Genomic DNA, 19,479 nt, shown 5'->3' with positions numbered 1-19,479 from the left:
AGCGATACTCCTGGTCAGGGGCGTCCGCCCAGGCCGTGCGTCCCATGCACATGGCCTTCGGCAGACGGGGTGGAAGCGGGTTCGGGATCCTGCTGGGCATGTTCCTGCAGCGTGCGCAGAATGCCGCATTCGCAGACCTGGCGCGCCTCGCGGCAGGTTTCGCGCAATGCCTGCAGCTGCAGTTCCAGTGCCTGCAATTCACGGATGCGCGCCGCGACATGGCCGATATGCTCGTCGAGCAGATCGTTGACCTGGGCGCAGTTCTGCAGCGGCTCCTGCTGGAAGCGCAACAGCGCGCGGATTTCGTCCAGCGTCATGTCCAGATTTCGGCAATGCCGGATAAAGGACAACCGCTCCACATGCGCCGGCGTGTAGAGGCGGTAATTGCCTTCGCTGCGCGGCGGCGCCTCCAGCAGTCCGCTGCGCTCGTAGTAGCGGATGGTTTCGGCTGTGGTGTGGGTGGCGCGCGCCAGTTCTCCGATCTTCATGCGACTCCTTGCGTGTGCAGGCAGGCTTCCAGTGTGCCTGTTTCTGCCATGCCATGATCCCGGTCAAGGTCTTTCAGCCGCGCTTGACCTTGACATGATGGCAAGGCTTACCCTAGCTGGCAGAGTGTGTGGACGATGATGAGCACCATACCGCAAATAGGACAAGAACATGCCAGCCGACAAGATCAGCCTGCCCGTAGAGGGCATGACCTGCGCCTCCTGTGTAGGCCGGGTCGAACGCGCCCTGAAGAAAGTCCCCGGCGTCAGCGATGCCGCCGTCAACCTGGCGACCGAACGCGCCGATGTCACGGTGGACGGTGCTGATCGCGCCAGCCTGATTGCCGCAATCGAAAAGGCCGGCTATGCCGTGCCGCAGCAGACTATTGAGCTCTCGGTCGAGGAAATGACCTGTGCCTCCTGCGTGGCGCGTGTCGAGCGGGCGCTGAAGAAGGTGCCCGGTGTCAGCAGCGCCAGCGTCAACCTGGCGACCGAGCGCGCCACCGTGCACGGCAGTGCCGATGTGCAGGCCCTGATCGATGCCGTCACGCGTGCCGGCTATCCGGCGCGCCAGGCCAGCAACAGCGCCGCCATGCAGCAGGAGCTGGAACAGCGCAAGCAGGCCGAACAATCCGCCCTGAAACGTGACCTGTGGCTGGCCGCCATCCTGACGCTGCCGGTGTTTATCCTGGAAATGGGATCGCACCTGATCCCGGCAATGCACCATTGGGTGCAGGACGCCATCGGCATGCAGAACAGCTGGTACCTGCAGTTCGTGCTGACCACGCTGGTGCTGGCCGGACCGGGCCGGCGTTTCTTCACGCTGGGTTTTCCGGCGCTGTTCCGTGCTGCACCGGACATGAACAGCCTAGTGGCGGTGGGCGCCTCGGCCGCCTATGCGTTTTCCATCGTGGCCACCTTTCTGCCGCGCCTGTTGCCGGCGGGTACCGTCAACGTCTATTTTGAGGCGGCGGCGGTCATCGTCACGCTGATCCTGCTCGGTCGCTACTTGGAAGCACGCGCCAAGGGCCGCACCTCAGAAGCGATCCAGCGCCTGGTCGGCATGCAGGCCAAGACGGCGCGCGTACGCCGCGACGGCAGTGTGCAGGAAGTGTCGATTGCCGAAGTGCGCCCCGGCGATATCGTCGAGGTGCGTCCGGGCGAACGCGTGCCGGTCGATGGCGAGGTGACCGATGGCGACAGCTGGATCGATGAAAGCATGATCTCGGGCGAACCGGTGCCGGTGCAGAAGACCGCCGGTGCCAGCGTGACGGGTGGCACGGTCAACCAGACCGGCGCCTTTGCGTTTCGCGCCACCGCGGTTGGCGAATCCACCATGCTGGCGCAAATCATTCGTATGGTCGAGCAGGCGCAGGGCGGCAAGCTGCCGATCCAGGGCCTGGTCGATCGCATCACCATGTGGTTTGTGCCGGCGGTGATGGCGCTGGCGGTGCTGACCTTCCTGGTTTGGCTGCTGTTCGGCCCGGAGCCGGCGCTGACCTTTGGCCTGGTCAATGGCGTGGCGGTGCTGATCATCGCCTGCCCCTGTGCCATGGGTCTGGCCACGCCGACTTCCATCATGGTCGGTACCGGCCGTGGTGCCGAGTTGGGCGTGCTGTTCCGCAAGGGCGAGGCGCTGCAGACGCTGCAGGAGGTCCAGGTGGTGGCTTTCGACAAGACCGGTACCCTGACCGAAGGTCGCCCGGTGCTGACCGATCTGGTGCTGGCTGACGGCTTCACGCGCGAGCAGGTGCTGCCGCTGCTGGCCGCCGCCGAAGGCAAGTCCGAACACCCGATTGCGCGCGCCATTGTGGCTGCCGCCGAGGGCATGACCCTGCCCGACGTCAGCCGGTTCGATTCCGTCACGGGCTTTGGCATTGCCGCCGAGGCCGGTGGCCAGCGCGTGGACATCGGTGCCGATCGCTACATGCAACAACTCGGCCTGTCTGTCGATGGCTTTGCCGCCGATGCGCAACGCCTGGGCGATGAAGGCAAGTCGCCGATGTACGCCGCGATCGATGGCCGCCTGGCCGCCATCCTGGCTGTGGCCGACCCGATCAAGCCGACGACGCCCGCCGCGATCCAGGCCATGCATGCCATGGGCCTGCGCGTGGCCATGGTCACCGGCGACAACCGCCGTACCGCCGATGCCATTGCGCGCCAGCTCGGCATCGATGAGGTGGTGGCGGAGGTGCTGCCCGATGGCAAGGTCGCCGCCATCCAGCAGCTGCGCCAGCACGGCAAGCTGGCCTTTGTCGGGGATGGTATCAATGACGCGCCGGCGCTGGCCGAAGCCGATATCGGCCTGGCTGTGGGGACCGGCACCGATATCGCCATCGAGGCAGCGGATGTGGTGCTGATGACCGGCCGTCTGACCGCGGTGTCGGACGCGATCGCGCTGTCACGCGCCACCATGCGCAATATCCGGCAGAACCTGTTCTGGGCCTTTGCCTACAACACGGCGCTGATTCCGGTGGCGGCCGGCGTGCTCTATCCGTCTTTCGGCATCCTGCTGTCGCCGGTATTTGCGGCTGGCGCCATGGCGATGAGCTCGGTATTTGTGCTGGGCAATGCGCTGCGGCTGCGGCGCTTCAAGCCGCAAGCGGGTAGCGACAGCTGATAGTCAATGGTGGGGCTCGAGCAACTCCGAGCGCAAGCGGTGCAGCATCAGGTCATCCAGCGAGTGGAAGCCGACATCGCACTGCGCCAGTTCGGCCAGGGCAAAGGCCGCGCCAGTGCCAAAGGCCTCGCGCCGGATCGAATCATGGATCAGGCGCACGGTCTGGTGCGGGAAGCCGAAAATCACCTCGTGGTGACCGACGATGCCACCCACGCGCAGGGACACCACGTTGTCGGGATCGACGTCGAGCTTTTCCGCCAGCTTGCGTGCCGTGCCGGACACCTCGGGCTTGTCGCGGAAATGCTGCTCCACGATCTCGACATCGGCAAACGGTGCAATCGTGCGCAGCAGCCGCGCTGACAGCATCAGGAAGTTGATCCCCAGCGTGATATTGGGCGAACTCATCACGCGCGTCTTGTCGCCCAGTCGCTTCACGAAAGCCAGCTGTTCGTCGTCGTAAGAGGAAATCGCCGTCACCAGCATGATGCCGCGGCGCGCGACGATCTCGCCATAACGCGCCACACTGGACGCATCGGAAAAATCCACGATGGCCTGTACCGGGTGGTCGTCCAGCCATTGCTCCAGATCCAGTTCGTCCAGGCCAACGATCGGAATCTCCGGGCGTTCTTCCATGTGGCTGTCCGGGGGCGCCGAGCGGCGCATGATCCACTGGAGCTGATAGCGTGGGTCGTTGGCGAGGATCCGTGCCACGGCCTGGCCGGCCTTGCCATAACCCATCAATCCGACAGTCATCATCGTGTGTTTCTCCTTTGCTGGGCCGGGCAGAACTGCAGTCCCGGTCTGAATGGGGGCATCACGTAGCGCGGAACCTTCCCTGCAGAAGGGAGACAAGAGAGCCGGATGGACACACAAGAGGCCCGATCCGGCGGCTCCGGCTGAAAATTGGTTTTACCTGTTACCAGAATAAACGCAAAAAAACCGATTTCAGGCCTTTAGCCTGTATTTCCGAATGTGTTGAGGGGAAATAAAATCATAACTATTCACTATATGAAATCTCGGGTGGTGTCATGGCCCGGGCGGGGCAAGGCCGATGCCCGCTGGTTATCATGCGGACAGCCTCATTGATCGGAGCGCATGCCATGTACCTGCCAGAACAGTTCCACGAAACACGACCAGACGTGCTGCAGCAGCTGATCGCTGAATTTCCATTCGCCACGCTGGTGAACGTGGGTCCGGATGGCCTGCCCGTGGCCAACCACCTGCCGTTTTATCTCGATCCTGAAACGGGAAGCTTGCGTGCCCATATGGCGCGCGCCAATCCGCTGTGCCAGCAACTGCAGGACGGCCAGCCGGTGCTGCTGGTTTTTCAGGGCGGCGACAGCTATATCTCGCCCAGCTGGTACCCGAGCAAGGAAGAGGCGCATCGCCAGGTACCGACCTGGAACTACCGCGTGGTCCATGTGCGTGGCCGTGTGCAACTGCGCGAAGACCAGCGCTTTCTGCTCGGGGTGCTGGCTCGCCTGACGCGACAGCAGGAGGTCACGCAGGCCAAGCCCTGGAAAATGAAGGATGCCGAGCACGACTTCCTGTTCGATCAGCTGAAGGAAATCGTCGGCATCGAGGTTTTTGTCGACAGCATCACCGGCAAGTTCAAGCTCGGCCAGAATAAGGAAGATCGGGACCGATTGGGCGCAGCAGACGGCCTGGAAACGCGCGGTGAGCATGCCATGGCGCAGCATATGCGGGAAGCCGGCCGAAAATAGGCACCAGCCAGGCACAAAGGGAGACCTTGGGGAGACGAGGAGGAGAATCTTCCTCCAGAAAAGACAAACGGGCTAGCTCCAGAAGAGCTAACCCGTTGTTTTTATTGGTCGGCGTGGCGGGATTCGAACTCGCGACCCCTTGCACCCCATGCAAGTGCGCTACCAGGCTGCGCCACACGCCGAAGTCATAAATTATAGCTTGTTTTTGAGGATTTTCTCAAGCGCCTGTGAAAATCTTCAGAGGGGAATGGCTCAGGACAGGAAACCCAGGATGGCTTCCAGCTCCTTGCGCAGGCTGCCGACATCGGTGATGGGTGGCAGTTCGCTGCTCTTGACGTCCGGGTGAACGGGCAGGGTGGCCGGTCTGCTGGAAGCAGCGGCTGCGGCAGACTTGCTGTTCTTGCTCATCTCCAGCTGGTGGCGCGCGCCGCTGATGGTGAAACCCTGCTCGTACAGCAGGTTGCGGATCTGGCGCACCATCAGCACCTCGTGGTGCTGGTAGTAGCGGCGGTTGCCGCGTCGCTTCATGGGCGTGAGCTGGGTGAATTCCTGCTCCCAGTAGCGCAGCACGTGTGGCTTGACGCCACACAGCTCGGCCACTTCACCAATGGTGAAATAGCGTTTCGCTGGAATCGGGGGAAGTTCGGTACTGCTCATGTGCCTGTATAGGAGACAAAAACTCCATCATCATACGCCAATGCCGGTGCAAATCAGGGGCTTGGCCGGCATACCCAATGCGCCACCGGAGGTGGCAGGTGCCAGTGCCGTCTCAGTCCTCGTCGCCGGGAGAGGGCTCGTCGCCCTGCACGATGGCCTTGAGCTTGTTGCTGGCGTGGAAGGTGACGACACGGCGTGCGTCGATCGAGATCAGCTCGCCAGTGCGCGGGTTGCGACCCGGGCGCGGCGACTTCGAGCGCAGCTGGAAGTTGCCGAAACCGGAGATCTTCACGTCATTGCCCTTGACCAGCTCCTGCACGATCAGGTCGAAAAAGGCGTCGACCATGTCCTTGGCTTCGCGCTTGTTCAGACCGATGTTGTCGAACAGCTTTTCGGCCAGCTGGGCCTTGGTCAGGGTCGGGGTTTCGAGGGAGTCGAGGGCAATGTCCATGGTCGTGCAGCAAGAAGTTCAGGAGCGTAATGGTAGCGTGTTCTGCGATCAGCCGCGTTGACGTGCGCCAACACTGCTGATCAGCTGGTTCAGCACCGCCTGGCGCGCCTGTTCCAGCGCCTCGTCGGTCAGGGCAGCGGCATCGTTCTGCAGCAGCAGGCGGATCGCGACGCTTTTCTCGTCGGTGGCCAGCCAGTCCACGGCCTGGCCGGCCTTGGCGCGGAAAATGTCGAACACGCTGGCGCTGCGCAGCAGGCCTTGCGTCGGTGCGGCCCGGGCGGCTGCGATCAGCTGGTCGTGCGTGACCGATTCCTTCACGATCACGGCAATGTCGCGTTCGGCGGCCTGGTACTTGGGCACCGGCTGCGAATGCGGCAGCGGGCGCTGCAGCACGGCTTCCCAGTCCAGCTCGAACAGCACCGGGGCCTGCGGTAGCTCGTAGGCCTGGCGCCAGCGCGGGTGCAGTTCGCCCACCACGCCAATTGCACGGCCATCCAGCAGGATGCGGGCGCAGCGGCCCGGGTGCAGTGCCGGATGCTCGGCGGCCTCGAATACCGGACGCTGCGGTGCCAGCAGCGCTTCCACATCGCCCTTGGCATCGTAGAAATCGGCTGCGCCTTCCTTGGCATTGCCCCAGTGCGGCACGTTCAGCGCGCCGTAGGCCATGCCGGCAACACGCATCGGCTGATTGAAGCCGGCCACGGTGGTATCGCTGTCCACCACGGAATCGTCACGCAGGAAGATGTGGCCGACCTCGAACACGCGCACGCGGCTGGCCTTGCGGTCCAGGTTGAACTTGACCACGTTCAGCAGCGAGCCGATCAGCGACGTGCGCATCACGCTCATCTGGCTGGCGATCGGGTTCAGCAGGCGGATCGGGTTATCGTTGCCGGCCAGCTCACGCTCCCAGCGCTCCTCGACAAAGCTGTAGTTGATGGTTTCCTGGTAGCCCAGCGCGGCCAGCTGGCGGCGCACGGCAAACGGGTTGCGCTGCGTCTCCAGCGAAATCTTGGGTGTGATCGGGGCTTGCGGCGGTGTCGTCGGCAGGTTGTCGTAGCCGATGATGCGGATCACTTCCTCGATCAGATCTTCTTCGCAGCTGAGGTCAAAGCGGTAGCTCGGCGGCGTGACAGTGATCAGATTGCCATCGAGCTCGCTCGGCAGACCGAGGCCGCGCAGCGCGGACAGGCATTGCTCGGCCGTGACCGGCATGCCGATGACCTTGCTGGCGCGATCCACGCGCAGCGTGACCGGCTTGGCCTGCGGCATAGCCGGCTGCACATCGCTGGCCGGCCCGGCCTCGCCGCCGCAGATCTCCAGGATCAGCTGGCTGATGCGTTCCACCACCTGCAGCGTGCGCGCCGGATCGACGCCGCGCTCGTAGCGGTGGCCAGCATCGGTGCTGAAGTTGTAGCGGCGTGAACGGCCAGCCACGGACTTGGGCCACCAGAAGGCGACCTCGACATAGACGTTCTGCGTGTCGTCACCGACGGCGGTGGCGTCGCCGCCCATGATGCCGGCCAGCGATTCCACTTCCTGCGCATCGGCAATCACGCCGACCTGGCTGTCCAGCGCTACCGTGTTGCCGTTGAGCAGCTTGAGCTGTTCGCCCTCACGGCCCCAGCGCACGTTGAGTTCGGAGCCATGGATCTTGTCGCGGTCAAAGATGTGCGAAGGCTGGCCTAGCTCGAACATCACGTAGTTGGAGATGTCCACCAGGGCCGAGACACTGCGCTGGCCGCAGCGTGCCAGGCGGTCCACCATCCAGCCCGGGGTAGCGGCCTCGGTGTTGACGCCCCGGATCACGCGGCCGCTGAAACGGCCGCACAGTTCAGGGGCTTCCACGGTGACCTTGACGGCATCGTCACTGCTGACGGCGACGCTGGCTTCAGGCAGGGCCTGCAGCGGCGCGCCGGTCAGGGCCGACACCTCGCGCGCGATGCCGTACACGCTCAGGCAGTGCGCCAGGTTGGGCGTGAGCTTGAGCGTGAACAGCGTGTCGTCCAGATCCAGGTACTCGCGGATGTCCTGGCCGACCGGCGCATCGGCCGGCAGTTCCAGCAGGCCACCGTGGTCATCGGACAGGCCCAGTTCGCGCGAGGAGCACAGCATGCCAAAGCTCTGCACGCCGCGCAGCTTGCCGACCTTGATCTTGAACGGCTTGCCGTCTTCACCGGGCGGCAGCTCTGCGCCCACCATGGCGCAGGGGATCTTGATGCCGGGGCGCGCGTTGGGTGCGCCGCAGACGATTTGCAGCAGCTCGCCGGTGCCGGCATCGACCTTGCACACGCGCAGGCGGTCGGCATCGGGATGCTGTTCGGCCTCCTTGATCTCGGCCACGACGATGGAGGTGAAGGGCGGCGCCACCGGACGCAGCTCTTCGACTTCCAGACCAGCCATGGTCAGGGTGTCGGCCAGCTGTTCGGTACTCAGGGGCGGGTTGCAGAATTGACGGAGCCAGGATTCGGGGAATTGCATGGGATATTCAGGACAGGAATGCGGTCAGCGGGGAGGGCGGCAGTGCGGTCAGCCGGTTCAGCGGAACTGGCTCAGGAAGCGCACGTCGCCATCAAAGAACAGGCGCAGGTCGTTCACGCCATAACGCAGCATGGTGAAACGGTCCAGGCCCATGCCAAAGGCAAAGCCGATGTATTGCTCGGGATCCAGGCCCATGTTGCGGATCACGTTCGGGTGCGTCTGGCCGCTGCCGGCCACTTCCAGCCACTTGCCGGCCAGCGGGCCGCTCTGGAACTGGATATCGATTTCGGCGCTGGGCTCGGTGAACGGGAAGAAGCTCGGGCGGAAGCGCAGCACCAGGTCATCGCTCTCGAAAAACTTGCGGCAGAACTCGGTAAACACCACCTTCAGGTCCTTGAAGCTGATGTTCTCGCCAACCCACAGGCCTTCGCACTGGTGGAACATCGGCGAGTGGGTGGCGTCGCTGTCCACGCGATAGGTACGGCCTGGGGCAATCACGCGCACCTCGGGGATGCGCTGGCCGGCGTCCAGCAGGTTCTGGTGGCGCTTGACGTGCTGTACCGCATGGCGGATCTGCATCGGGCTGGTGTGGGTACGCAGCAGGCTGCCGCCTTCGACGTAGAAGGTGTCGTGCATGGAGCGTGCCGGGTGGTCTTCCGGCGTGTTCAGCGCGGTGAAGTTGAACCAGTCGGATTCGATTTCCGGGCCGCGCGCCACTTCAAAGCCCATCGAGCCGAACAGCTGCTCGATGCGCTCCATGGTCAGCGTCACCGGATGCAGGCCACCGGCACCACGCTGGCGGCCGGGCAGGGTGACGTCGAGCGCCTCGGCCTGCAGCTGGGCCTGCAGCTCGGCTTCGGCCAGCGCCTGGCGGCGTGCCGTCAGCGCGGCCTCGATCGCCTGCTTGGCCTGGTTGATGGCGGCGCCACGGGTCTTCTTGTCCTCGACGCTGAGCTGGGCCATGCCCTTCATCAGTTCGGTGATCTGGCCGGATTTGCCGAGGAAACGCGCCTTGGCGTTTTCCAGGTCATTCGGGGTGCTGGCTTGGTCGAAACTCTGCTGCGCGCTGGCAACAATGGCTTCCAGGTCGTTCATGGAGGATTCTTGCAATGGTGGCAGCGCGGCAGGCGCTGCCTGGGTCTGACAAAGGGAATACGGGAGTGTGCTGCAAGGCAGCACGCCGTGAAACGGCATCCAGCCATTGTCGCCGCTTTGGGTGACAAATGGGTGGATGCGGTCTCTGCGACTGGGGCAGAAGGCCATGGAAAAAGGGCTGGACCTTGTGCAGGACCAGCCCTTTGCTTTGGCCAGCGGGTTCGCCAGGTGTCAGTTGACAGGCAACAGGCGACGCAGTGAACCCGTCGTGACTCAGGCTGCCAGCTTGGCCTTGACCTGGTTCACGATGCTGGTGAAAGCAGCCGCATCATGCACGGCGATATCGGCCAGCACCTTGCGGTCGATTTCGATGGCGGCTTTCTTCAGACCATTGGTGAACTGGCTGTAAGTCAGGCCATTGGCACGGGCAGCGGCGTTGATACGGGTGATCCACAGCTGGCGGAACACGCGCTTCTTGTTACGACGATCGCGGTAGGCATACTGGGCAGCCTTCATGACTGCCTGCTTGGCTACGCGATAGACGTTACCACGACGACCACGGAAACCCTTGGCCAGGGCGAGGACTTTCTTGTGACGGGCACGTGCCGTTACACCACGTTTGACGCGAGGCATATTATTTCTCCTTGTTCGTCAGTTGATTACAGGCCTTGCTTGGGCAGCATCTGTGCCATGTGACCCATGTTGGTCTCATGGACATCCACTGCGCCGCGCAGGTGGCGCTTGTTCTTGGTGGTCTTCTTGGTCAGGATGTGGCGCTTGAAAGCCTGGCCACGCTTGACGCTACCACCCGGACGAACGCGGAAACGTTTCTTCGCGCTGCTCTTGGTCTTCATTTTGGGCATTGGAATGCTCCTTTTTTGTTGTGCTCGTGAGGCGGAACGTCACCTTGACATCCTCTTGCAGGCCCCGAGCCACTTGTTGTTGCCGATTCCGTTGCCGGAACGACTGAATGACAGGCCGCTTGCGCCGCCTGTCAGACGGGGTGCGACAGCCTTACTGGCCGTCGGCTTCAGCTGCAGGCGCGGAAGCGGCCTGCGGCTTGTTGTCCTTGGGACTGATTGCCTTCTTGCGACCAGGGGCGATCATCATGATCATCTGGCGGCCTTCCAGCTTGGGGAACTGTTCTACCACGATGCTGTCGCCGAGCTCATCGCGGATGCGCTGCAGCAGGTCCATGCCCAGCTGCTGGTGCGTGATCTCGCGGCCGCGGAAGCGCAGCGTGATCTTGCACTTGTCGCCGTCTTCCAGGAAGCGGCGGATGTTGCGCATCTTGATGTTGTAGTCGCCGTCATCGGTGCCAGGGCGGAATTTCACTTCCTTGACCTCGATGACCTTCTGCTTGGCCTTGGCTTCGGCAGCCTTCTTCTGTTCCTGGTACTTGAACTTGCCGTAGTCCATCAGGCGGCAGACCGGGGGATTGGCCGTGGCGGCAATTTCCACCAGGTCCACGTCCAGGTCTCCGGCCATGCGCAGGGCTTCCTGCAGGGAAACGATGCCCAGGGGCTCGTTGTCCGGGCTGGACAGGCGTACTTCAGGAGCCGTGATTTCACGGTTCAGGCGGTGCTTGCGTTCTTCACGCTGGCGGCGATCACGAAATTCGGTAGCGATGGTAGATATCCTTTTTTCAGTTACGGTAGGTTCACGCAAGACAGGCGACCATCCATTGCTGGTTGGCCGCCGGCAGCGATCAGGCAGAAGGGGCTTCTGTCTGCAGGGACTTGCGGGCGATGTCCTGCTGGAGCAGTTCGGCGAACGCATCCACCGACATCACGCCCAGATCCTGGTTGCCTCTGGCGCGCACGGCCACGCTGTTGTGCTCTTTTTCCTTGTCGCCAACGACCAGGATGTACGGCAGCTTCTGCGTGGCATAACTGCGTATTTTATAGGTAATCTTGTCGTTGTGCAGGTCCGTGATGACCCGGATGCCTTGTTTTCGCAGCGTTTCTGCCACGTTTTTGGCGTAATCGGCCTGTGCATCGGTGATATTGAGCACGGCAACCTGAACCGGCGCCAGCCAGGAGGGCAGGGCGCCCGCATACTGTTCGATCAGGATGCCGATGAATCGTTCCATGCTGCCGACAATCGCGCGGTGCAGCATCACCGGACGGTGGCGGCCGCCATCCTCGCCGACGAATTCGGCGTCCAGGCGTTCTGGCATCGAGAAGTCGACCTGGATCGTGCCGCACTGCCATTCCCGGCCGATGGCGTCTTTCAGCGTGTACTCGATCTTGGGGCCGTAGAAGGCACCGTCGCCGGGGGAGATCACGTAGTCGCAGCCGGAAGCGCGCAGGCTTTCCATCAGCGCGTGCTCGGCCTTGTCCCAGACTTCGTCGGAGCCGATGCGCTGCTCGGGACGCGTCGAGACCTTGTAGATGATGTTGCTGAAGCCGAAATCGGCATAGACCTTTTGCAGCAGGCTTGTGAAGGCGCTACATTCGGCCAGGATCTGGTCTTCGGTACAGAAGATGTGGCCGTCGTCCTGCGTGAAGGCACGCACGCGCATGATGCCGTGCAGGCCGCCGCTGGGTTCGTTGCGGTGGCACTGGCCGAATTCGCCGTAGCGCAGCGGCAGGTCACGGTAGCTGCGCACGCCCTGCTTGTAGATCAGGATGTGGCCGGGGCAGTTCATCGGCTTGAGTGCGTAATCGCGCTTTTCCGATTCGGTGGTGAACATGTTCTCGCGGTACTTGTCCCAGTGGCCGGTCTTTTCCCACAGGCCCTTGTCGAGCAGCTGCGGGCCTTTCACTTCCTGGTAGCCGTTGTCGCGGTAGACGTTGCGCATGTACTGCTCGACCTGCTGCCAGATGGTCCAGCCCTTGGGGTGCCAGAACACGGTACCGGGGGAGTGCTCGTCGATGTGGAACAGGTCCAGCTCGCGTGCCAGCTTGCGGTGGTCGCGCTTCTCGGCTTCTTCCAGCATGTGCAGATAGGCTTTCAGCTCGTCCTTGCTGGCCCAGGCGGTGCCGTAAATGCGCTGCAGCATCTCGTTCTTGCTGTCGCCGCGCCAGTAGGCGCCAGCCACCTTCATCAGCTTGAAGTGCTTGAGCTTGCCGGTGCTGGGCACGTGCGGGCCGCGGCACAGGTCCTCGAAGGCGCCTTCGCGGTAGAGCGAGACGTCTTCATTGCTCGGGATGCTGGCGATGATCTCGGCCTTGTAGTCTTCGCCCATGCCCTTGAAAAAGGCCACGGCCTCGTCGCGCGGCAGCACGCGGCGCTGCACCGGCTCGTCCTTGTTGGCGAGTTCGGTCATCTTCTTCTCGATGGCAACCAGGTCTTCCGGCGTGAACGGGCGCTTGTAGCTGAAGTCGTAGTAGAAGCCGTTGTCGATCACCGGGCCGATGGTGACCTGGGCGTCGGGGAACAGTTCCTTGACGGCGTAGGCCAGCAGGTGGGCGGTGGAGTGGCGGATCAGCTCCAGGCCGTCGGCGTCCTTGGCGGTGACGATGGCCAGGGCGGCGTCCTGCTCGATCAGGTAGCTGGTATCGACCAGCTTGCCGTCGACCTTGCCGCCCAGGGCGGCCTTGGCCAGGCCGCTGCCAATGCTGGCAGCGACATCGGCCACGGTGACGGATTGTTCGAAACTGCGCTGGGAACCGTCGGGAAGAGTGATCTGGATCATGGTGTGCATCAATGGGGGCAAGAAAAAAGCGCGGGGTGCCGCGCTTGGTGGGGGTGGTTTCCGGGTCAGGCCGGGAAAACCGGGCGCGCAGGCAGCGTGCCGGCAGCCGTAGTGCGGTTGCCGTGCATGGGCGAGGTGCTAGTTCGCGGTGTCATAACCCGTGCTGCCTTTCCTGCTCTTGCTGGTTGAAGGGAATACCCGCATTTTACCCTGTCTGCGCCAGACTGGCATTTTCCGGCTTGCAAGGGCTTGGCAAATGTGTACAAATCATGACCAGTTGCCGGATGGGCTCCGGTACACTTGCAGCACCGGGTGCCTGCAGTCAGTGCGCCCCAGATGATGAAAGCAAGAGAAATCCTATGGCACATTACGATCCCCCTTTTGAAATTCATGTGCACGGCGAGGTCTCTCTGCATCCTGAAGTGACGACCGATGACGTGGCCGAAGCGCTGCGTCCGCTGTGGCAGTATGCGGGTGCGCGCTCGCTCGCCGATGGCGCTGCCAGCGCCTATGACGAGGAGCCCGGCATCCAGTACGACCAGCGCCAGAATCTGCTGCGCATGTGCTGGACAGTGCGCGGCGATGAAGGTTTCCGCCGCCATATCGATGACATGTGCATGAACCTCAACGAACTGGCCAGCACCGGCGCGCCGATCGAGGTCACTTTCTACGACACCGAATACGACGACGAGGACAACGAGAATCGTGGCGAGGAAGCGCGCGACGATTTCATGATCGTGTTCGTCGGCCCGACGCCGGCCGCCATCATGCAGATCCAGCGCGACCTGCTGGTGCAGGATGTGATCGCGGTGATGGAGCGCCACTTCGACAGCAACGAGCTGCGCGGCGTGGTGGAAGAGGTGGACAAGCTGTTCACACAGCGCTTTGATGCGCTGGTCGAATCGCTGGAACTGGGCAAGCCGCCAAGCGGCTCCGGCCCGGCTGGCCATCGCGGCCCGGGCCGCAACAAGCGCCACCTGCACTGATCGCCGATGCGCGCCTTGCTGCCTGAGACGGCGCTCAACCCCGGTGTGCGCCGGCGCGAGGTGTTTGGCTGGGCGCTGTACGATTTTGCCAATTCCGGCTACACCACCGTGGTGCTCACGGCGGTGTTCTCTGCCTATTTCGTTTCGGCTGTAGCTGGTGCGACCAGCTGGGCGACGCTGCTGTGGACGCTGGCAATCGGCCTGTCGAATGCCATCGTGATGCTGCTGATGCCGGCGCTGGGCGCCTGGGCCGACCAGCGTGCCGCCAAGAAGCGGCTGCTGATGCTGGTGACGCTGCTGTGCGTGCTGTTTACGGCTGCGCTGGCACTGGCGCAGCCGGGGATGGTGGCGCTGGCGGTGCTGCTGATTGTCATCTCCAATACCTTCTACAGCATGGGCGAGTCGCTCACGGCGGCATTCCTGCCGGAGCTGGCGCGGCCCGAGGCGATGGGGCGAGTGAGCGGACTCGGCTGGGGCTTTGGCTATGCCGGCGGCATGCTGACGCTGGCCGTGTGCCTGGCCTTCGTGCTGTGGGCGCAGGCGCAGGGCATGCCGGCCGGGCAGTATGTGGCGGTGACCATGCTGATCACGGCGGCACTGTATGGGCTGCCGGCGCTGGGCACGTTTGCGCTGCTGCGCGAGCATGCACGGCCACGCGCGCAGACCACGCGCACCGGTATCGCGCATGGCTTTGGCCAGCTGCGCTACACTTGGCAGCAGACCCGACAACTGCCGGACCTGCGCCTGCTGCTCGGCAGCACGGTGTGCTATCAGGCTGGCGTGGCGGTGGCGATCACGCTGGCGGCTATCTATGCCGAGCAGGTAATCGGCTTTGAATCGCAGGAAACCATGATCATGGTGCTGGCGCTGAACCTGGCGGCGGCATTCGGGGCGCTGCTGTTTGGCCAGCTGCAGGACCGCATTGGCCACCGGCTGGCGCTGGCACTGACGCTGGTCGGCTGGATCATGGTCTGCCTGCTGGCGGCATCGGCCAGTGGCAAGCCGCAGTTCTGGGTGGCGGCCACGATTGCCGGCTTGTGCATGGGCAGCAGCCAGTCAGCCGGGCGCGCCATGGTCGGGCTGTTTGCACCGCCGCAGCAGCTGGCGGAATACTTTGGCCTGTGGACCACGGTCACGCGGCTGGCCAGCATCCTCGGGCCGATCAGCTACGGCCTGATTACCTGGGCCGCGTCGGGCAACCAGCGCGTGGCGATTCTGGCCTGCAGCCTGTTCTTTGTGCTTGGCATGGCCTTCCTGTGGCCGATGCGGGTGCAGCGCGGTCGCCAGGCGGCGCTGGCAGCCTGATCTTCAGATCTGGACCTGTTCAACCTGGGCAGCGTGAATGCCCAGCCACTTGTCGGCGGCGAGTGCCAGCCGTTCGGGCGCGGCAGTGCACAGCCAGGACAGTTGACGTGGCGTGCCGACTTCCGGATCAGGGGTGTTGAGGCGGGTCTTTTCCAGCAGGCGGCGCGTCTGCAGCGCCACCGATTCGCCCGGATCGATCAGCGTGACGGCCGGGCCGACCAGCTCCTGCAGCGTGCGGGCAGCAAACGGGTAGTGCGTGCAGCCCAGCGCCAGGGTGTCAATGCCGTGCTCCGGGTCCTGTCCGGCAAAGGGTTCCAGCGCCTGCACGTAGATCGCGCACAGGCGCTGCACTTCGGCCAGCCCGGCCGGGCCATCCAGCGCATTCTCGATCGCCAGTGCCAGGCCGTTGCAGGCCTGCACGCGCACATCATGCTCACCCCGCCAGGTCTGTACCAGCTGCTGGAACTTGCTGCTGGCAACCGTGCCATGGGTAGCCATGATGCCGATATGGCCGGTGCGGGTGAGGGCGGCGGCCGGCTTGATCGCCGGTTCGATGCCGATCAGAGGGAGTGTCGGGTAACGGGCGCGCAGCTCCTGTGCCGCCTGCGCGGTGGCGGTATTGCAGGCCACCACCAGCGCCTTGATGCGGTAGCGTTCGACCAGAAAATCGGCGATGGCAAAGCTGCGCGCCTGGATCTCTTCCGTGCTGCGTTCGCCATAGGGCGCCCAGGCGGTATCGGCCAGATAGACCAGGTCTTCCTGCGGCAGCACATGCAGCAGCTCGCGCAGCACGCTCAGGCCGCCGACGCCGCTGTCGAACACGCCGATCGGCTGGCGGGAGTAATCGGTCTCGCTCACGCTCTGCCCGTCAGCATCAGGCCGCAGCCGTGATGCGCAGCGCGATGCTGCCCACGCCTTCGACTTCGCCGTGCAGCTGGTCGCCCGGCTGCACCGGGCCGACGCCTTCGGGCGTGCCGGTGTAGATCAGGTCGCCAGGCTGCAGCGTGTAGTAGCGCGACAGGTCGGCGATGACTTCGCGGATGTTCCAGATCAGCTGGTTCAGGTTGCCCGACTGGCGTTGTTCGCCATTGACCTGCAGCGTGATGGCGCCTTGCTCCAGCACCTGTTCCGGCATCGGCACGATGGGCGACAGCACAGCAGCGCCTTCAAAGTTCTTGCCGGTATCCCAGGGGCGACCCTTGTCGCGCGCCTGGTATTGCAGGTCGCGGCGCGTCATGTCAAAGCCGCAGGCGTAGCCGAAGATGTGCTGGTGTGCATCAGCTTCATCGATGTTGCGGCCGCCCTTGCCAATGGCGACGACCAGCTCCATCTCGTAGTGCAGATTGTTGGTGCGCGGTGCGTAGGGCAGGCTGCTGCCGGACGGGATCAGGTGCGCATTCGACTTGATGAAGTAGAACGCCGGATCGACCGACTTGTCGACGGTAAAGCCCATCTCGATGGCGTGTGCCAGATAGTTGCGGCCAACGCAGAAGATGCGGTTGACCGGAAAACGGCGGCTGTCGCCGGCGATCTCGGCCGAGGCCACCGGCGGGGGCGGGAAGAGGTAGCTGTCCTGTGTCATGGCAAGACCTTTGCAAGGGGGAAAAGGGCGGTAGCCCGAAGGCCACCGCCCGCAGCGGGCAGCCGGCGGCGATCAGGCCGTGGCGATGTCAATGCCCTTGAACTCGCCGGTGGCGATACGCTTTTGCCATTCGGCCGGGCCGGTGATGTGGGCGCTGGTACCGCCGGCATCCACCGCTACGGTGACCGGCATGTCTACCACGTCGAATTCGTAGATCGCCTCCATGCCCAGGTCCTCGAAGCCGACGACCTTGGCGTTCTTGATCGCCTTGGACACCAGATAGGCGGCACCGCCCACGGCCATCAGGTAGGCCGACTGGTGGTTCTTGATCGATTCGATGGCGACCGGGCCGCGTTCGGCCTTGCCGATCATGGCGATCAGGCCGGTTTTTTCCAGCATCATGTCGGTGAACTTGTCCATGCGGGTGGCGGTGGTCGGGCCAGCCGGGCCCACGGCCTCGTCACCGACCGGATCGACCGGACCAACGTAGTAGATCACGCGGTTGGTGAAATCGACCGGCAGCGGTTCGCCCTTGGCCAGCATGTCCTGGATGCGCTTGTGCGCAGCATCGCGGCCAGTCAGCATCTTGCCGTTGAGCAGCAGGGTCTGGCCCGGCTTCCAGCTGGCGACTTCTTCCTTGGTCAGGGTGTTCAGGTCAACGCGCTTGCTGGTTTCGGTGTTGGGCGTCCAGTTGACCTGCGGCCACAGGTCCAGGCTGGGTGCGTCCAGGTAGACCGGGCCGCTGCCATCCATGACGAAGTGGGCATGGCGGGTGGCCGCGCAGTTCGGGATCATGGCAACCGGTTTGGAGGCCGCGTGCGTCGGGTACATGGCGATCTTCACGTCCAGCACCGTGGTCAGGCCGCCCAAGCCTTGCGCGCCAATGCCGAGGGCGTTGACCTTTTCGAACAGCTCCAGGCGCAGTTCTTCCACCTGGTCCAGCTTTTCGCCCTTGGCGGCCTTTTCCTGCAGCTGGTACATGTCCAGGTCTTCCATCAGGCTCTGCTTGGCCATCAGCATGGCTTTCTCGGCAGTACCGCCAATGCCGATACCCAGCATGCCCGGTGGGCACCAGCCGGCACCCATGGTCGGTACGGTCTTCAGCACCCAGTCGACCAGGCTGTCGGACGGGTTCAGCATGACGAATTTGGTCTTGTTCTCGGAGCCGCCGCCCTTGGCCGCCACGGTCACGTCCAGCTTGTCGCCGGGCACCAGTTCGACAAAGATCACGGCCGGCGTGTTGTCCTTGGTGTTCTTGCGCGCAAAGTGCGGATCTGCCACGACGGACGCGCGCAAGCGGTTTTCGGCCAGGCCATAGCCACGGCGCACGCCTTCGTTGATGGCGTCATCCAGGCTGCCGGTCAGGCCCTCGAAGCGCACGTCCATGCCGACCTTCAGGAACACGTTGACGATGCCGGTGTCCTGGCAGATCGGGCGATGGCCGGTGGCGGACATCTTGCTGTTGGTCAGGATCTGCGCCACGGCATCCTTCGCCGCAGGCGACTGCTCGCGCTCGTAGGCACGCGCCAGGTGCGAGATGTAGTCAGCCGGATGGTAGTAGCTGATGTACTGCAGCGCGCCAGCAATCGATTCGATCAGATCGTCCTGCTTGATGATGGTCGTCATGGGGTGTGTCCTCGTTATGGGTATGGAAAGGGCTTGCCTGGCGCGTGGCCGGGCAACACTCCCGATTTTAGCCCTTGGGGCCGGGGGTGACGATGGATTGGGGCTATGGGCGGGATAACGTGGAGGCACTGGCGGACAGGCGCAAAAAAACCGCCATGCATGCATGGCGGTTGGCTGGTCAAGCGTGAAGTCTCAGGCCGCCGGCCGGCTCAGCCACAGAGGAAAGCGGCGCTTCTTCTCCGGCACCACCTCGGCGACCTGCGCAGTGACCGGCCCCGGCAGCGCCGGCGCATGGCCAGCTTCCAGGCAGACGCGCACGCATTCGCGGATATGCTGTTCGCCCAGGTAGCGCAGCGCGGCGTAGCCAAGCGAGGCGGCAGCGACCTGACCGGCGATCGGCACATAGCGCACGGCCTGCTTGGTGGTGAGGCGCACGCCGACCATCTTGATGGCGCGCAGCACCAGGTCGCGCGTGACCATGCGGCCGACCATCACGGCGCCGACGGTGGCGATGGCGTTTTGCAGCTTTTCCTGGCGCTCCGGATCCATCTGCCGGATCTGCTCCGGCGTCAGGCCAAAGGCCTGGTTGATCTGTGGGATCAGCTTGCTCATCAGGGTGGCATCGACAAACAGGTCCATGCCCGGAATCGGCACCATGCTGGTCACGGCGCCGGTCATGGCCTTGCGGTGCAGCATGGCGCGCGAGCGCTTCACGGCCTTTTCCAGGGTCGGGTGACCTTGTGCCATTTCCAGTGCATTCATCTGGCAGACTCCTCAAGAGGTGGTGGACAGCCAATTAGATGGGTGACGATGTCCGCGGTTCAATATTC

18 protein-coding genes and 1 tRNA gene are annotated in these 19,479 nt (G+C 63.7%); 4 read left to right on the top strand and 15 right to left on the bottom strand.

Features of this window, described 5'->3' with window-relative positions; all coding sequences use genetic code 11:
• Positions 1–14: 14 nt before the first annotated feature.
• A complete protein-coding gene (cadR, locus tag ACI3EV_RS07345; protein WP_337691333.1) occupies positions 15–488 on the bottom strand; it encodes a Cd(II)/Pb(II)-responsive transcriptional regulator in 474 nt (157 codons plus the stop codon).
• Positions 489–657: 169 nt separating this feature from the next.
• Here cadR and ACI3EV_RS07340 point away from each other — a divergent pair, with 169 nt between their 5' ends.
• Positions 658–3,105: a heavy metal translocating P-type ATPase gene (locus ACI3EV_RS07340; protein WP_337691331.1), complete on the top strand. Its 2,448-nt coding sequence runs from the start codon at positions 658–660 to the stop codon at positions 3,103–3,105.
• A 3-nt stretch (positions 3,106–3,108) separates the two neighbouring features.
• On the opposite strand, the gene ACI3EV_RS07335 is transcribed toward ACI3EV_RS07340, so the two are convergent.
• The gene (locus ACI3EV_RS07335) at positions 3,109–3,861 is read right to left on the bottom strand and encodes a dihydrodipicolinate reductase C-terminal domain-containing protein (protein WP_329771596.1); all 753 of its coding nucleotides are present in this window, start codon (positions 3,859–3,861) and stop codon (positions 3,109–3,111) included.
• Positions 3,862–4,205: 344 nt separating this feature from the next.
• On the opposite strand from ACI3EV_RS07335, the gene ACI3EV_RS07330 reads away from it, so the two are divergent.
• On the top strand, positions 4,206–4,829 hold the full coding sequence (locus ACI3EV_RS07330) for an FMN-binding negative transcriptional regulator (protein WP_329771595.1): 624 nt from the start codon (positions 4,206–4,208) through the stop codon (positions 4,827–4,829).
• Positions 4,830–4,934: 105 nt separating this feature from the next.
• Here ACI3EV_RS07330 and ACI3EV_RS07325 read toward each other — a convergent pair.
• From ACI3EV_RS07325 to thrS, 9 genes are all read right to left on the bottom strand, one after another.
• A tRNA-Pro gene (locus tag ACI3EV_RS07325) sits at positions 4,935–5,011 on the bottom strand.
• 70 nt (positions 5,012–5,081) lie between these two features.
• On the bottom strand, positions 5,082–5,486 hold the full coding sequence (locus ACI3EV_RS07320; protein WP_329771594.1) for a MerR family transcriptional regulator: 405 nt from the start codon (positions 5,484–5,486) through the stop codon (positions 5,082–5,084).
• Positions 5,487–5,598: 112 nt separating this feature from the next.
• Positions 5,599–5,937 (bottom strand): integration host factor subunit alpha, encoded by a 339-nt coding sequence (locus ACI3EV_RS07315; RefSeq protein ID WP_329771593.1) that lies wholly within the window; start codon positions 5,935–5,937, stop codon positions 5,599–5,601.
• A gap of 48 nt (positions 5,938–5,985) precedes the next feature.
• The gene (gene pheT, locus ACI3EV_RS07310) at positions 5,986–8,415 is read right to left on the bottom strand and encodes a phenylalanine--tRNA ligase subunit beta (RefSeq protein WP_329771592.1); all 2,430 of its coding nucleotides are present in this window, start codon (positions 8,413–8,415) and stop codon (positions 5,986–5,988) included.
• Positions 8,416–8,472: 57 nt separating this feature from the next.
• A complete protein-coding gene (pheS, locus tag ACI3EV_RS07305) occupies positions 8,473–9,510 on the bottom strand; it encodes a phenylalanine--tRNA ligase subunit alpha (protein ID WP_329771591.1) in 1,038 nt (345 codons plus the stop codon).
• Between the two features lie 273 nt (positions 9,511–9,783).
• The gene (rplT, locus tag ACI3EV_RS07300; RefSeq protein WP_026320743.1) at positions 9,784–10,143 is read right to left on the bottom strand and encodes a 50S ribosomal protein L20; all 360 of its coding nucleotides are present in this window, start codon (positions 10,141–10,143) and stop codon (positions 9,784–9,786) included.
• A gap of 26 nt (positions 10,144–10,169) precedes the next feature.
• Positions 10,170–10,373, bottom strand: a complete 204-nt coding sequence (gene rpmI, locus ACI3EV_RS07295; protein ID WP_018715890.1) for a 50S ribosomal protein L35 — start codon at positions 10,371–10,373, stop codon at positions 10,170–10,172.
• 151 nt (positions 10,374–10,524) lie between these two features.
• Positions 10,525–11,148, bottom strand: a complete 624-nt coding sequence (gene infC / locus ACI3EV_RS07290) for a translation initiation factor IF-3 (RefSeq protein ID WP_337691388.1) — start codon at positions 11,146–11,148, stop codon at positions 10,525–10,527.
• Positions 11,149–11,218: 70 nt separating this feature from the next.
• The gene (thrS, locus tag ACI3EV_RS07285) at positions 11,219–13,150 is read right to left on the bottom strand and encodes a threonine--tRNA ligase (protein WP_329771590.1); all 1,932 of its coding nucleotides are present in this window, start codon (positions 13,148–13,150) and stop codon (positions 11,219–11,221) included.
• 359 nt (positions 13,151–13,509) lie between these two features.
• Between thrS and ACI3EV_RS07280 the strand changes: the two genes are divergently transcribed.
• Both ACI3EV_RS07280 and ACI3EV_RS07275 read left to right on the top strand, forming a co-directional pair.
• Positions 13,510–14,136, top strand: coding sequence for a DUF6806 family protein (locus ACI3EV_RS07280; RefSeq protein WP_329771589.1), 627 nt, complete (start codon positions 13,510–13,512; stop codon positions 14,134–14,136).
• A 6-nt stretch (positions 14,137–14,142) separates the two neighbouring features.
• On the top strand, positions 14,143–15,441 hold the full coding sequence (locus ACI3EV_RS07275; RefSeq protein ID WP_337691322.1) for an MFS transporter: 1,299 nt from the start codon (positions 14,143–14,145) through the stop codon (positions 15,439–15,441).
• A 3-nt stretch (positions 15,442–15,444) separates the two neighbouring features.
• Here ACI3EV_RS07275 and murI read toward each other — a convergent pair whose 3' ends face one another.
• From murI to ACI3EV_RS07255, 4 genes are all read right to left on the bottom strand, one after another.
• Positions 15,445–16,299 (bottom strand): glutamate racemase, encoded by an 855-nt coding sequence (gene murI / locus ACI3EV_RS07270; protein WP_337691320.1) that lies wholly within the window; start codon positions 16,297–16,299, stop codon positions 15,445–15,447.
• A gap of 16 nt (positions 16,300–16,315) precedes the next feature.
• Positions 16,316–17,023 carry a fumarylacetoacetate hydrolase family protein gene (locus ACI3EV_RS07265; protein ID WP_329771585.1) on the bottom strand — a complete coding sequence of 236 codons (708 nt, stop codon included), beginning with the start codon at positions 17,021–17,023 and terminating at the stop codon, positions 16,316–16,318.
• Between the two features lie 72 nt (positions 17,024–17,095).
• A complete protein-coding gene (locus ACI3EV_RS07260) occupies positions 17,096–18,649 on the bottom strand; it encodes a fumarate hydratase (RefSeq protein ID WP_337691317.1) in 1,554 nt (517 codons plus the stop codon).
• Positions 18,650–18,841: 192 nt separating this feature from the next.
• Complete coding sequence (locus ACI3EV_RS07255) at positions 18,842–19,411, bottom strand: hypothetical protein (RefSeq protein ID WP_329771583.1); 570 nt, start codon at positions 19,409–19,411, stop codon at positions 18,842–18,844.
• Between the last annotated feature and the right edge of the window lie 68 nt (positions 19,412–19,479).

It is taken from the genome of Allobrachymonas wangyanguii, assembly GCF_045055315.1.
Classification (GTDB): Bacteria; Pseudomonadota; Gammaproteobacteria; order Burkholderiales; family Burkholderiaceae_C; genus Brachymonas; species Brachymonas wangyanguii.
The sequence above is the reverse complement of the archived record's forward strand: the minus strand, read 5'-3'. Positions and strand labels throughout refer to the sequence as shown.